Genomic DNA, 15,007 nt, shown 5'->3' with positions numbered 1-15,007 from the left:
GTATTCAATCAGTATTGAATACCTTTTTTTATACCATATAATATCCATCTATGACATTATAAGAAAAACGTATACATAATAGTTAGGAATCCTAACTATTATGTATACATTCGCATTATAACTTAATAACAATAACCCATGACAAGCAATTCTTTATCAAAACTACATGTTGTTTTATACATTGTTTCTATGTATTGCATATCAAGTTTTGCAAGACAACAAACAAATGAACATGAGTCCTTTTCTACCAGCGAGGACTTAAAGATCATTGCAACAGAAGTACAGTATGATCAAGCACTGGAACAGCTAATTTTTTCAATACAGGTTAAAGGGACTGCCGGACAAACAACCCCTATAACTTATGGAAAATTAGACGGAGCCCCTGTACTGGGATATGTATTCCCCACTACCCTCTCTCCTATTGATGTTGGATTCTCAGCTACTACCGGTATTGTTGCCCTAGCGATAACATCTCATCCGGATTTTGATGACACGCCATTATGGGATGAGAATTCCAATATGAATTATACCGATGATGGAATTATATGGCATCCGCACTGGGTTATTTTACAGGAAGATAAAAGAGTCCCCGGAGGATTTTCTGTGAAACAATTCTCTAAAGGCGATTCATCAATAAAACTTCCTCCTACAAATCCCGGAATGCCAATGTTTATGGATTCTCCTGGATATTCTGTACTCAAGAAAGAGAACTATATAAAAGTACTAGTTCCCAAATCCAGAATAAATAACAAGACACAATTCTCTTTTGATGCTGTCACTGCTTATATGCAAGTAAACACTTCTAAAAAGGACATTCCAATGCTTGGGGTTTATAGTGTATATAGCATAGCGTCAACCAACCTTTCACTTCCATATACTGTCACTATTAAATAATTATTATAAATCAATGTTATGAGTAAATCAATTTTTTATCACGCCGGATGTTCTGTATGTGTTAGCGCAGAGCAAGACCTATTATCATTAATTAATCCTTCTGAAGTTGAGATTGTAAACTTTGCAGAAGACACTTCCAGACTTCCAGATGCAGAAAAAGCTGGAGTACAATCAGTCCCTGCACTGGTTACCCCTAATGGAAATGTACTCCATATCAATTTTGGAGCATCTTTAGCCGATGTAAAAGGCTAATCAACAATAGGGTTGCCAAAAAATCTTTAGCTGATTCTTTGGCAACCAACTTTTTAAACAATTTTAAATAAAAGAAAAAATGAAAGTATCAGTATACGACACCTATGTACCTAAAAATAAATCTGTAATTATGCATTTTGATATTCTTGTTGAAGAAAATACGCCTGTAGAAAAAGTATATGAATATGGAAAAGCATATTTATCTTCAAAAGGGGTGTCTGACATTGGTTTAACGACCTCAGCTTGCAGGTTTTGCCACATAGAAACGGCCCCGGAAGAAATCGAAAATCACATTAAAAAAAATAATTTTTATATTATAGAAATGGAAAATTGTTAATCCATTTATAACAGATGATTACATTAGCACTATGACATTATCCGATTTGTATTTTGAAGAGGAAGGGACTGTTGACCTTAATGATATCACTTTCGATGCTGAAGGAAAGGAAAAAATAGATCAGTTTATCAAAGAATATTCCCATGCAGAAGCCTTAAAACAGTATAATTTACCTATTAACAATAAATTATTTTTTTTCGGACACACGGGTTGTGGAAAAACAATGACCGCAAAAGCGCTTGCTAAAGCACTTGGTAAAAAAATTATCGTCGTTAATCTTGGAGCAATTGTTTCTTCTCGTCTTGGAGAAACCGCTAAAAATATCACTACACTATTCAAAAAAGTGACCCGGCAAGGTTCAATTCTGTTTTTGGATGAATTTGATTCTTTAGGAAAAATCAGAGATTATGACGATACTGATTCCAGTGAGATGAAGCGGATTGTCAATACACTAATCCAGTTAATCGACTATCTCCCGGATAATGCAATCATTATTGCTGCTACCAATCAATCTCATGTCATTGACACAGCATTGCTGAGAAGATTTGAAATTAAAATTCATTTTCAACTCCCTCATCACCAATTATTAGACTCTTATTACAACCATATTCTGGATAAGTATCCAGCGAAATTCAGAAATATCAAACGAGAATATGACATCTCTTTTGCCGAAGCTAAAGTGCTTGCTATAAATGCTGTCAAAAAACAAGTCATTGAAGAGGAAGAGAAAAAGAAAGCTGCTCTGATCAATATAAACATCACGAACTAATATTTTTGTACTATGGATAGTATCTTTAATCCCAATGCTGATGACATTACGAAGAAGATCATCGTATCTCTGGAAAGAATTTCTCAATCTTTTCGGGTACTTTTATGGGAACAAGCCAAAGAATATCGATTAAGTCCTATCCAAATACAAATTTTGATTTTCTGTATGTTTCATCCGGCTGAAAAAAGAAAAATCGGGCATCTGGCATTAGAATTTTCTCTAACAAAACCAACGGTTAGTGATGCCGTAAAATCACTAGAAAAAAAAGGGTTGATTCTCAAAATTAAAGAAGAAGATGCCCGAAGCTATTCCATTCAATTGACAGAGAAAGGGAAAGAAATTACTGAAAAAACAAGCCATTTTGCTAATAGCATGGAAAAAGGGCTTTCTTCTCTTTCTGTAAATGAGAAAAATACTTTTTTTATGAGCCTGCTACAAATGATTCATTCACTTAACAAGCAAGATATCATTACGGTACAACGCATGTGTTTTACTTGTTTTCATTATCAAAAAGAGAAGGACAATCATTATTGTACGCTTATCAAAAAACCATTAAAAACCAAAGAACTCAGGGTCGACTGCCCTGAACATCAAGCCATTTCTACATGAAAAAACACATCATTAACAACCTACATACTATACAAAAACGCATTCAGACTGCCTGCCATAAATCTAATAGAAACCCTGAAGAAGTTCGTTTACTACTTGCTACAAAAACCGTTTCTCCTGATCGGATTCAAATTGCAATCGATGAAGGATTTTCTCTGATTGGAGAAAATAAAGTACAGGAATTAAAACAAAAGGCGAGTACCATTTCTGTCGCTAAACCGGAAATCCACTTTATAGGGCATTTGCAAACTAACAAAATTAAGGAGGTCCTGAAATGGGCACATTGCATAGAATCCGTAGACCGAATTTCTCTAGCTCAAAAGCTCCATAATCGGCTTGCTCTGGATAATAAAACACTAGATATTTTTGTACAAGTAAACACCTCCGGAGAAAAAAGTAAGTTTGGTGTCTCCCCAGAGAATGCGATCCCTTTACTCAAAGAAATATCCCAGTTCGAGACATTAAACATCAAAGGGCTTATGACTATTGGTCTATTAAGTACAAAATCCGAAGAAGTACGAAAATGTTTTAAAACACTTAAAACAATTCAGGAACAGGTAAATGCCTCAGCTATTCCCAATATAAAAATTGAAGAGCTTTCTATGGGGATGAGTGGAGATCTGGAGATAGCAATAGAAGAAGGCGCTACTATCATTCGGGTAGGGACTGCTATTTTTGGAGAAAGAGAATATCCAGACACTTATTACTGGAACGAACAGAAAACCATCATATAAAAATACAATATTTCTACAGTCAGGTATTAATATTTTTAATTCTTAAACAAAATATACACCTCTAGATAAGTTGATATATTCGGATATCAGCTTATCTTTCTTTATCCCTCTCCCTTCCTATTACTTATTAAGAACTCACAATCAAACAACTATTTTTTTTAATACAAAATTCACCCCTCAAAAGTCATAGATATAGGCAGGTTTATAATATATTTGCAATCACGATTATTAATTTTAATAAATCTAAATAAAAATATCACACTTTAACTTCTAAGTGATATTTTAAAATGTATTCTCATAAACCTAAACCTAAAAACCGTTTCATGAAATCAACAGCATATAGAAATGAAGCAGAAAAAATTTCCTTTACCGCCCTACTTAACTGTTATATTGTAGATATTCACAAAGGAGGAACTGTACTAAACTCTCTATCCAAAGAAAGTAGTTCTTTACAAAATCATTTTAAAGACACTTCGTATACAAACTGGATACATCTACCTTTAAATTTTGTCAACAAGGATATTTACTGTCCGGTTACTTTTAAATCCTTAAACAAGTGGAGATATTCTTTGCAGCTTCCAGTAATAGTGGTAGATCGGGTCTCAGATACGATTAATTTCCCAAACCTTTCTGATTTCTCAGAGATAGTATTAGAAGACCTAACGAAAGGGCAATCTACTACTAATGAAACTATGAAGGATTTCAAAAATAGCATCCTTAATAGTTGTGATAATACTGAAATGTTTCTAAAATACAGAGACCTCAATTTTAATGACATAGAAAGCATTCATGCTATAAAAACTAATTTTATAGATGCAGATCAAGCTATCATCCCCGGACCTCCGGCACATCCTGTTCCCAAAAGCAGATCTGCCATTTCTGATGATGATTTAATTAAATACTCTCCTGAAACAAAAGCTAAATTTAAAGTTCATTATTTTTTAGCACATCCGGAGTACATCCTAGAAAATAATGCAGAAGCTTCCCCTGTTTCTACCATATTGATGAAAGCGTTAAAAGATAAACATCACTTAACGCCATTAGCCAAACAAAAAATCACAGAAAATCCTACATGGAAACTTCTTCCATTACACCCTTGGGAAGCCACCTATCTGCAAGAAAATGATGATGTCTTTAAAGAACTATTAGAAAAAGAAGTATTGTTCTCTTTAGGAGAAATGGGACCTGACTTTACAGCTACCTCTTCTTTTAGAACTGTATATGCAGAAGACAGTGATTTTATGTTAAAATTCTCTTTGCATATCAAAATTACCAATTCAGTACGATGTAACTTATATCAAGAAATGGTTACCGGATATGAGATTAGTAAATTAATGAATTCGGAATTCGGAAGAAAGTTTAAAGAAGCGCACCCTAATTTTGTCGTAATAAAAGATCCAGGCTATATTACATTAAAAAGTGGAGATCATATCATCAAAGGATGTAACACCTGTCTTAGAGAAAATCCGTTTACCAAACTCGATCAAAACATTTTTATGCTTGGTCAATTATGTCAGCAAGGGGTATTAGGCTACTCAGATCGTCTGCATAATATCATATCTCATATCAGTAAGCAGGAACAACGTTCTCTTTCTGAAGTATCCCTTATCTGGTTTAAGAAATACATTCATATTTTCTTAGACACAATCATATCGGTATACAATGAATTTGGTCTTATATTCGAAGCCCATCATCAAAATACGATGTTGGAAATTGATGAAGCCGGATATCCTTATAAAATCTATTTTAGGGATAGTCAAGGGTTCTATTTTAGAGAATCTAAATCCGAAGAAGTTGCTGCCTATGTACCCGATATCGAGCTTCCTACAAAAGCATCGGGAGCAGATGATGAAGTAGGGGCCTGGTATGCCTATTACTTTTTTGCCCGAAATGTAATGGAAATCGTCACTAGTTTTGCGATACAAGATCTCATTGAAGAAAAAGTACTCTTAGAACACCTTCGTGAACGATTAGCATATTGGAAAACGAAGGATGAAACCCAATTAGCATCCTACTTATTGGATAGCGATACCTGGCAATTAAAAAGTAATTTACTAACTCGACTTAGTGGAAAAGATGAGGCTTTAAATCCTGTAGGAGCTGTAACTCATATTCACTTCCCGAACCCATTAGCAATCTAAACAAAATACGTCCTTACTTTTTTTTTAAAATCACGGAAAGCTTCTCTTTTATTTTTTATAGTAAGAGAAGCTTTTTCTTTCAGGTTATCCCATATCAACGGACCTCTCCCCTATCTGAATCCAATCATTTACTTTTCTTAAAAAACAAAAATAATGCGATTGATCTAAATCAATGCATATCTGTTGTAATCACTATTTCTTTGTTGTCATTAATTCAATATGGTTATGATACTTAGAAACAACACTATTTTAATTACCGGAGGAAGTTCTGGAATTGGCTTAGCACTTGCCAAAAAATTGATTCACCAGAACAATACAGTTATTATCTGTGGAAGATCTGAAAAAAAACTTGAACGGGTAAAAACTGCTTATCCTGATATAATTACTTATTCCTGCGACTTATCCAGGCAACAAGATTGTGAATCTCTCGCGCATAAAGTAGCAAGTATTTATCCCAGGTGTAATATTATTATTAATAATGCCGCACTAGTTCACAATACCAGTTTTATGGACGACCCGAATATGATCGATAAAGCAATTACAGAAATCAATACCAACCTTATCGCTCCTATTACACTCTCTAAACTTTTTTTACCCATATTAGCTCAAAATAACAAGGCTACGATCATCAATATCACCACAGGTTTAGTGTACGCTCCTAAAGCCAGTTACCCCATTTATAACGCGACAAAGGCCGGGTTACATTCTTTTACACAAACATTGAGACTACAGCTAAAAAACACTCCCATAAACGTAATAGAAGTATTATTCCCTCTGGTAGACACACCATGGCATAAAGGTGCTAAACTCCCTTCTTTTGCAATTCAGCCAAACCAGGCGGTCTCAGAAATGATACAAGCCATTGAAAAGGGTAAAACTGAAGTTAAAGTAGGAAAAGTAAAGCTTTTTTACCTTATATCACGTCTATTTCCCTCTTTCGCCATCAAAAAAATAAATGCTAACAACTGATACATTTCATCTTATGTCTATGCATAAATTTTTCATATCACCTTATCATAATTTTATGACTGGAATCATATAATGACAAGTAGCTTTTTTATAATTTTGATTCATTCTTAATTACAGAATTATATGTTCTGTACTATGTCTTAGTATTATTTAATGCAAAAAAACACCCTATGAAAATAGCTTCTCTCCATAAAGATGTAACATTCAATGAAAAAAAACCTTCTATTTCTGTATTGTTAGAAACTGAATACGCTAAAGAAATTCGAATTGCAATGAAAAATGGTCAACTCATGAAAGAACATCAAACACCATTTCCTATTGCGGTCGAAATATTTGAAGGAGCTATCTCCTTTACTGTTCGGCAGGAAACATATCTGCTTCAGAAAGGAGATATTATTTCATTAGAAGGAGGAGTTCCTCATAGTTTATTTGCAAAAGAAGATAGTATTATCAGGCTTTCTTTATCTAAGAATGATTCAGAAAAAAGAGTTAAGGACATCGTACAATAGCATGCTTGTCTTTGACAAAAACAACACACTATTCCAAGTAAATTATTTATATGAAAAAAGTAATATTTATTGCAGGTACCATCATCGCCCTTCTAGGATGTAATTCCAACCAGAAAGAAAAACCAGAAAGAATAACCATCCAATCAAAAAACAAAACCGAAGCATCATCGAATGATCTCGTCAGTAACACGATTATCTTATCTTCTAATGACCAGATGCAATTCGATAAAAAAATACTTCGAGTAAAAAAAGGCGAAAAAATTACATTAACCCTCCAGCACACAGGAACCATGAGTAAAAATGTTATGGGACATAACTTTGTGTTATTACAGCAAGGAACTGATATTATTCAATTTGCCAGAAAAGCAATGAAAGCAAAGGATACAGAATACATTCCGGAGGGTGACGACGTCATTGCCTATACGAAGTTAATAGGAGGAGGAGAAAAAGTAACAATTACCTTTGATGCTCCTGCTCCAGGAACCTATGATTACATATGTAGCTTCCCGGCACATTATACATTAATGAAAGGAAAATTGATTGTAGAATAAGTACAATGATTCTAATATTGTAATAAAAGAAGTCCTATTCTACACTGTCAGATTTTCTTTAAACTAAAAAAAACACCAATTTCTCACTGCGGTTAGTTTTCAAAACATATGTTAATTAATCGCAGTTTTTTTAAATCTTTTAGACACTTCCTTTTCCCTTTACCAAATCATTAACAGTTATTTCTATAAATCACGTATAAATCTGTGAATACTTCTATACGTGAACGGCTTCATCCGCGTCTTTTTTTCTCCCTTATACGTCATTTAGTTCTTTTGTTTGGATTTAGTTTTGTGTAAAAAATTATTTAGACCAAATAAAAATAATTATGCTACTTGAAACTGAAAAAACTCTTACTCCTCTCTCAATTGACACCAAACTTCTTTTTGATGCCGATTCCAAACACGAATATGAAGATGCGATTTTTAATGCAGTACAATACATCAAAGGTTTCCTAAACAATGAGAATTTTTATAGTGGAGAAAAGCCAAATAACCTGAGAGCTCTTAAGCACCTTATACAAGCAGATCCATCATCTCCTATTTCTATAGAAGAAAGTTTAAAAGAAATTAAGACTTTATTTTTAGATCATGCAATTTCTTTTCACAATCCACAATATGTAGCACATCTTAATTGTCCCATATTAATTCCGGCACTTGTAGGTGATCTCATCGCATCTTCTGTTAATACTGCAGTAGAAACCTGGGATCAAAGCACTTCTGCCACTTTGATAGAACAAGAAATGATCAGGTGGATCAGTAACGAATTTAAGTTCCCAAAAGAAGCCGATGGAGTATTCACCAGTGGAGGAACCCAGTCTAATTTTATGGCACTCCTGATGGCCAGAGATCATTATGCGTTTAAGCACTTCGGATTAAACCTTAAGGAAAATGGATGGGCTGATGTAGTGAGTAAATTCAGATTTTTTTGTTCGGACAAAGCACATTTTAGCATTAAGAAGAATGCGGCATTACTCGGTATGGGATATAATTCGGTGATCACAATTGAAACCGATGAAAGAATGAAGATGAAACCCGAAGCATTGGTTCAGGCTATCGAAAAAGAAAAACAACACGGGAATATCCCAATCGGTATCGTTGCCACTATGGGAACTACTGATTTCGGAAGTTTCGATCCTCTTACTACCATCTCTAAAATCGCTAAAGAATACGATATTTGGTTACATGCAGATGGCGCCTATGGGGGATGTTATGTTATAACCGATACACATAAGCACTTATTAGAAAGTGTGCAATACGCAGATTCTGTAACGGTAGATTTTCACAAGACAATGTTCCAACCTGTATGTTCGAGTGCATTTATTGCAAAAAACAGACAACATTTCCGCTATGTTTCTTATTATGCTGATTATTTAAACCCATTAGAAAGCAGAGATACTGAATGTCCTAATCTCATTGAAAAATCACTGCAAACCACCAGAAGATTTGATGCATTAAAATTGTGGTTCACCTTAAAAGTTACGGGACAAAAAACACTTGCTTCTTATCTGGAAGCAGTTCATTTACTAGCTCAGGAAATCTATCATGAAATTAAGAACGATCCTTTTTTCGAAGTGATTCATGAACCCGAATTAAGTACATTAGTCTTTCGTTTCAAAGCCAAAGGAATTGAAGACAACACCATTCATGACACCATCAATTTATTTATAAAAAACACTTTATTCAAGTCTGGTCAAACATCTGTTGCCAGTACGAAATATAACGGTAATACTTATTTAAAATTCACCCTCTTAAACCCTAAAAGTACTATAAGTAACCTTATAGACATTATAAATCAGATCAAGCAAAAAGGGCAGGAATATAAAATGAGTAATTAGGCTTTTTTGCCATAACATTTTAACGATTATTTAAATTCAAAAAAATCAAATCCCTATGAACCACACAAAAATTTTGGACTTTTTAGCTATTGGAGTGGGTCCATTTAACCTTGGTCTGGCATGTCTCACAGAATCTATTGATGAATTAGAAGGTGTTTTTCTAGATAAAAAAGAAAAGTTTGATTGGCATCCCGGGATGATGCTTCAGGACACCACGTTACAGATTCCTTTTATGGCGGATCTTGTAACGCTCGCTGATCCTACCAACCCATTCAGTTTCCTTAACTATATGAAAGAGCAAGGGCGTATGTATTCTTTTTACATAAGAGAAAACTTCCTTGTTTTGAGAAACGAATATAACAAATACTGTCAATGGGCTATCAAAAAACTCCCTAATGTTCACTTTAGTACAGAAGTAAAGCATATTCAATACAGCGAACAAGAAAAATGCTATATTATTACCGCTACCTGTACTCAAACAAGTGACCTGAAAATATACAAAGCAAAAAAATTAGTCTTTGGAACCGGAACGGTTCCTTATATCCCTAAGTGTTGTTCTTCTCTTAAATCACAGGCTGTTCATTCTTCTGGTTATCTATATCACAAAGAAGAATTACAGAAAAAAAAGTCAATTACCGTTTTAGGAAGTGGTCAGAGTGCAGCAGAAATATTCTATGATTTATTACAGGATATCGACACTATTGGTTATGAATTAAACTGGATAACCAGATCGCCAAGATATTTCCCATTAGAGTATTCAAAGTTAACACTGGAAATGACATCTCCTGAATATGTTGATTACTTCTATAACCTTCCTGAAACCAAAAGAGATCATTTAATTTCTAATCAAAAGCACCTCTACAAAGGAGTGAATCAAGATCTGATAGGGGCTATTTTTGATTTGTTATATACCAAAAAACTTATCAAGGATGATATTAAAATCCAGTTAAGAACAAATTCTGAATTAAAGAAGGCTTCTTTTGACACTGAACAAAACAAGTTTAATTTAGAAATACATCAGACAGAGCAGGATAAGCATTACAGACATCTGGTAGAAGGGCTCGTACTGGCGACAGGATATACCTATAAACAACCAACATTTATAGAAGATATCGAAAATAGAATCCAGTGGGATCAGAAAAACAGATATGCCGTTAACCGTAACTATAGTATTGATACAAAAGGAAACGAAATCTTCGTGCAAAATGCTGAACTACATACCCATGGGTTTGTTACTCCGGATTTAGGGATGGCTTGTTACAGAAACTCGTACATCATAAAAGAAATTACCGGAAAAGAATACTATCCGATAGAACAAAAAATAGCATTCCAGCAATTTGAAGTAACGGAAGATGAAGAAATCCAGGTAAGTAATGCTGTAAATCCGTCTTAACAATAATATTACGCCAACCATGCAGAAGTACAAAAGCTTGCAGTTATCAGATTTTTATTCAAACCATAGCTATAGAATAAAAAGTATTTTTTCTTCTTTTGACTGTCAAGCTTTTTACTTCTTTTTTACAAAACATCAAATTACACAATCATCCGTTTCTCCTAATAAACAATAAATCTTTCTTAACTCTTTTACACAAAATGAAAATCAAGTCGTTTTTGATATTTATGACTTTAGTAGCAGTTCTCTGCGACTATATGTTACATCCTTTTTATCCTCAGTTTTTTGAAGCTCGTTTTGGTGTTACCGACCCTAAATATGTGGGATATTATTTTGCTGCTATATGTGCAATGGTAATGATCTCATTCCCTTGCTGGGCATATCTTTCTAAACGAGTTGCAGAACTTAATATATTAGTATGTACTCAATTTATCGCTGGTATTCTGGCCTTATATTGCTATTGGACGACATCTTATCTCAATTTTTGGATTGTATCATTAATCATGATTCTTTTTAAAGGAAGTTATCTCTTGGTATATCCTTATATTCTAAAAACAATTACCCGAAAAGAGCATACAAATACGATCGGACTACTATCAGTTGTTGTTCATTTAGGAAGTATTTCAGGAGCTGTCATCGGAGGAATTGTTGTCGACTTTCTGGATGCAAATAATATTTATCTGATCAAGGCAATTGGAGATTTCTTATTAATGGCGACCAGTATATTTTTACTAACCAGCAATATTTCCAAAACAAAAAAAGAAGACGCTTCCAAAAACCTTCCCGAAAATCAGCGTTCTCCTAAAGGTTTTGTACTAAAACTGGGACTTATTTTATTGATTTTATATTTTAGTTCCGCATCTATTCGCCCATTCTTCTCTAAATACTGGGAATTTTTATCGGTATATGACAGTAAAATTATTTCTGGATCCATATATGCTATTCCTGGACTAATGGCATTAATTGCATTATGGTATAATAAAAGTAAATCATCAAAAAAGGGCAGTTATGAAGGAATCATGTCTTCTATTTTTCTGGGGATTATTGGGTTATTACTCCAGGGAATCCCTCATGAAGCTTTAGTTATTGCAGGACGTGTCATTTATGGATGGGCTATATTTCATATCGTTGTTAGAATGGAGGTATTACTCTTTACTTTCAGTACCAAAGAATCCTATACTACCGATTATAGTAAAATTCATTTTTTCAAAAACCTGGGAGTACTATTGTCCTCTTTTTCGATAGGGATCCTGGTAGATAATTACGGACTAAGAATTCCTTTTTTTACAGCATTAATCGGATTCGGAATCACAGTCAGCTTATATTATATATTTTTTAAAACAGAGCTAAAATCGAATCAAAAGAAATTAGCAAAAGTATCATAACCTCTTGTCTATTTTTAAAACCTAAACCGATGTTCTCCTATTTTCCTATCAAAATTACAACACCTCTTTTATCAAGGAACGGAGACTCTCTTTTAATGTATTACACAAGTACCCATACCCCGTCTTGTAATCATTATAATTTGTATACACTTATAAACCTATAATTATGAATCGTATTTCACCCAAACAAGCCAGTGTGCATTTAACCCCCAAGCATTGGTATAAAAGTAATCGACATCTGATAAAAAAGGCAATATGCGAATTTTATCATGAATTATTAATCAAACCCACCATTGTTTCTTCTTCAAAAAATGGATGGAACACCTATGAATTAGCCGTAAAGAACAGCACTATTAAATACACATTTGATGCTAAGCTCTTACACTTACGTCATCTTTGGATTAAAGATGATTCTTTAAGAAAAACAGACAATAATCGTCCTTCAGAACTGGATGTAGTTTCATTTTTCAAGGAGTTTAAAAGTGACTTAGGAATTGATGACGCCAGATTTCCTGTCTACCTGGAAGAAGTTATAAGCACACTCCACGGAAGTATTTATAAATTATCTTCGGACAACCTCACATCGGATGAGTTGGTACATGCTGATTTTCAAACTATCGAAAAATCAATGACCGAAGGACATCCGGGTTTTGTAGCTAATAATGGACGAATCGGTTTTGATAGCACGGATTATCAAGCCTATGCTCCTGAGACTGGAAAAACATTTTCGCTTATTTGGTTAGCTGGACACAAAGACCACACGCATTATTCTGCAAAAAAAGAATTGCCATATAAAATCCTTATCGAACAGGAATTAGGAAAGGATACAATAACTCGCTTTAATCAAATAATAACAGAAAAAGGGCAACATCCCGAATCATATTATTTTATCCCCGTACACCCCTGGCAATGGCACAATAAACTAGTCAATATATTCTCCCCTCAGATTGCAAAAGGAGATTTGATTTTTCTAGGTTCCAATCCTGATCAATACCAACCACAACAATCAATCAGAACCTTATTTAATATCAGCAACCCTCATAAATTCTATACAAAAACAGCCTTATCTATTCTGAATATGGGCTTTGTCAGAGGGTTAGCGATGTATTATCTGGAATCCGCTCCTAAAGTTGCTGCCTGGCTAGAAGAACTACTCTATAAGGATCCTTATATAATAGAAACAAATTTCAGAATGCTTAGTGAAATCGGAGCTGTTAGTTTTATCAATCCTTATTTTGAGGCGCTTGGTCCCGAGAGCGAATACAACAGACTATTGGCTTCATTATGGAGAGAAAGCCCTACGAATATGATTAAAAGAGAGCAAAAATTAATGACTATGGCTGCTTTTTTACATATTGACACCAACGGAGAAGCCTTCCTACCTAAACTCATAAACGCCTCTGGTCTATCAATCGATGACTGGCTCAGAAGTTATCTCAAAGCATATTTAAGCCCATTTATTCATTGTTTTTACAAATACGATCTTGTGTTCATGCCACATGGAGAAAACCTGATCATGGTTATGGATAACAATGTTCCAGTAGGAAGTTTTTTAAAAGACATTACAGATGAGGCTACAATCTTAAGCCCAGATATTGATGTTCCTGAAGAAATAAAGCGTATATACGAGGTCGTTCCGGATGATATTAAAATACTTTCTTTCTTCATCGATATTTTCGACGGTTTCTTCAGGTATATGGCACACATACTGGAAGAACATGCTGCTTATGATCAAAATAATTTCTGGAGAATAGTCGCTGAAAATATTCAACAATATCAAGAAAGACACCCTGAGCTAAACGATAAGTTTGACCATTATGACCTTTTTGCCGGAGAGTTCCAGTTATCGTGTTTAAACAGGCTTCAACTAAATCAAAATCGTCAAATGATTGATATGCATGATGCGGTATCTCAATTGCAATTTGTAGGAAAATTACAAAATCCCATAGCGATTTTTAAAAAGGAAAATACATTCACCAACTAATACAGAGGATTATGTCAGCTAAGAACGTCATCAATACTAATTATAAAAATAATACTCCCGCTGTTGTATACACCAAAACAATAGAGGGATTAGGAGATATTAGTCTTCGACCTATGCATGTCGCTTCTGATATCAAAACAATCCACGAATGGGTTACACAACCTTATGCTGCTTTCTGGGGGATGGAAAAAAACACATTGGAAGAAGCCACGACAATCTACAATGATTTACTTGCGCTTCCATACCACGATGCGTTTATCGGGATACTAGATGGTGCCCCTATCTTCTTAATGGAACGCTATGAGGCTTCTAAAGATATCATCGGATCATATTACAATGCATTAGCAAATGATATTGGAATGCACATATTAGTAGGTCCTCCTACAAAAAGAATCCCTTCTTTTACCTGGAATATTTTCACTACTGTTATGGAATTTCTTTTTTCTGATCCAGCTACAAACAGGGTTGTGGTAGAACCTGATAGCAATAATAAAAAAATCCATGTCCTGAATAAAAGAGCCGGGTTCAAATACCAAAAAGAAATCCAGTTACCACATAAAAAAGCACATCTGGCTTTTTGTGAAAGAATTGATTTTGAAAAAGCTATCAAAACCAATGCTGCTACTATTTAAAACCTAAACCAAA

General features: G+C 34.3%; 15 protein-coding genes. All 15 read left to right on the top strand.

Going from position 1 to position 15,007, the window contains the following annotated elements; genetic code table 11:
• Positions 1 to 138 precede the first annotated feature (138 nt).
• The 15 genes from ACFSTE_RS12940 to ACFSTE_RS12870 all read left to right on the top strand — a co-directional run bounded on the left by ACFSTE_RS12940 (position 139) and on the right by ACFSTE_RS12870 (position 14,994).
• A complete protein-coding gene (locus ACFSTE_RS12940; RefSeq protein WP_176027175.1) occupies positions 139 to 894 on the top strand; it encodes a hypothetical protein in 756 nt (251 codons plus the stop codon).
• Between the two features lie 18 nt (positions 895 to 912).
• Entirely contained in the window at positions 913 to 1,146 is a 234-nt protein-coding gene (locus ACFSTE_RS12935) for a thioredoxin family protein (protein ID WP_176027176.1), read from the top strand.
• Between the two features lie 79 nt (positions 1,147 to 1,225).
• The gene (locus ACFSTE_RS12930; protein ID WP_176027177.1) at positions 1,226 to 1,483 is read left to right on the top strand and encodes a DUF2024 family protein; all 258 of its coding nucleotides are present in this window, start codon (positions 1,226 to 1,228) and stop codon (positions 1,481 to 1,483) included.
• Positions 1,484 to 1,514: 31 nt separating this feature from the next.
• On the top strand, positions 1,515 to 2,252 hold the full coding sequence (locus ACFSTE_RS12925; RefSeq protein ID WP_378253436.1) for an AAA family ATPase: 738 nt from the start codon (positions 1,515 to 1,517) through the stop codon (positions 2,250 to 2,252).
• Between the two features lie 12 nt (positions 2,253 to 2,264).
• Positions 2,265 to 2,861, top strand: coding sequence for a MarR family winged helix-turn-helix transcriptional regulator (locus ACFSTE_RS12920; RefSeq protein WP_176027179.1), 597 nt, complete (start codon positions 2,265 to 2,267; stop codon positions 2,859 to 2,861).
• Positions 2,858 to 3,595 (top strand): YggS family pyridoxal phosphate-dependent enzyme, encoded by a 738-nt coding sequence (locus tag ACFSTE_RS12915; RefSeq protein WP_176027180.1) that lies wholly within the window; start codon positions 2,858 to 2,860, stop codon positions 3,593 to 3,595. Before ACFSTE_RS12920 ends, ACFSTE_RS12915 begins: the two co-directional genes overlap by 4 nt.
• 323 nt (positions 3,596 to 3,918) lie before the next feature.
• Positions 3,919 to 5,736: an IucA/IucC family protein gene (locus ACFSTE_RS12910; RefSeq protein WP_176027181.1), complete on the top strand. Its 1,818-nt coding sequence runs from the start codon at positions 3,919 to 3,921 to the stop codon at positions 5,734 to 5,736.
• A 225-nt stretch (positions 5,737 to 5,961) separates the two neighbouring features.
• A complete protein-coding gene (locus ACFSTE_RS12905; RefSeq protein WP_176027182.1) occupies positions 5,962 to 6,705 on the top strand; it encodes an SDR family oxidoreductase in 744 nt (247 codons plus the stop codon).
• 170 nt (positions 6,706 to 6,875) lie between these two features.
• The gene (locus tag ACFSTE_RS12900; protein ID WP_176027183.1) at positions 6,876 to 7,214 is read left to right on the top strand and encodes a cupin domain-containing protein; all 339 of its coding nucleotides are present in this window, start codon (positions 6,876 to 6,878) and stop codon (positions 7,212 to 7,214) included.
• Positions 7,215 to 7,264: 50 nt separating this feature from the next.
• Positions 7,265 to 7,765 carry an azurin gene (gene azu, locus ACFSTE_RS12895; protein ID WP_378253433.1) on the top strand — a complete coding sequence of 167 codons (501 nt, stop codon included), beginning with the start codon at positions 7,265 to 7,267 and terminating at the stop codon, positions 7,763 to 7,765.
• 326 nt (positions 7,766 to 8,091) lie between these two features.
• Positions 8,092 to 9,600 (top strand): pyridoxal phosphate-dependent decarboxylase family protein, encoded by a 1,509-nt coding sequence (locus tag ACFSTE_RS12890; protein WP_176027185.1) that lies wholly within the window; start codon positions 8,092 to 8,094, stop codon positions 9,598 to 9,600.
• Between the two features lie 55 nt (positions 9,601 to 9,655).
• On the top strand, positions 9,656 to 10,993 hold the full coding sequence (locus ACFSTE_RS12885; RefSeq protein ID WP_176027186.1) for a lysine N(6)-hydroxylase/L-ornithine N(5)-oxygenase family protein: 1,338 nt from the start codon (positions 9,656 to 9,658) through the stop codon (positions 10,991 to 10,993).
• A 227-nt stretch (positions 10,994 to 11,220) separates the two neighbouring features.
• On the top strand, positions 11,221 to 12,378 hold the full coding sequence (locus tag ACFSTE_RS12880) for an MFS transporter (RefSeq protein WP_176027187.1): 1,158 nt from the start codon (positions 11,221 to 11,223) through the stop codon (positions 12,376 to 12,378).
• A gap of 166 nt (positions 12,379 to 12,544) precedes the next feature.
• Positions 12,545 to 14,362, top strand: coding sequence for an IucA/IucC family protein (locus ACFSTE_RS12875; protein WP_176027188.1), 1,818 nt, complete (start codon positions 12,545 to 12,547; stop codon positions 14,360 to 14,362).
• A gap of 11 nt (positions 14,363 to 14,373) precedes the next feature.
• Positions 14,374 to 14,994 carry a GNAT family N-acetyltransferase gene (locus ACFSTE_RS12870; RefSeq protein WP_217704358.1) on the top strand — a complete coding sequence of 207 codons (621 nt, stop codon included), beginning with the start codon at positions 14,374 to 14,376 and terminating at the stop codon, positions 14,992 to 14,994.
• The last annotated feature ends 13 nt before the right edge of the window (positions 14,995 to 15,007 follow it).

The organism is Aquimarina hainanensis, from assembly GCF_042684685.1.
GTDB lineage: Bacteria > Bacteroidota > Bacteroidia > Flavobacteriales > Flavobacteriaceae > Aquimarina > Aquimarina hainanensis.
The sequence above is the reverse complement of the archived record's forward strand: the minus strand, read 5'-3'. Positions and strand labels throughout refer to the sequence as shown.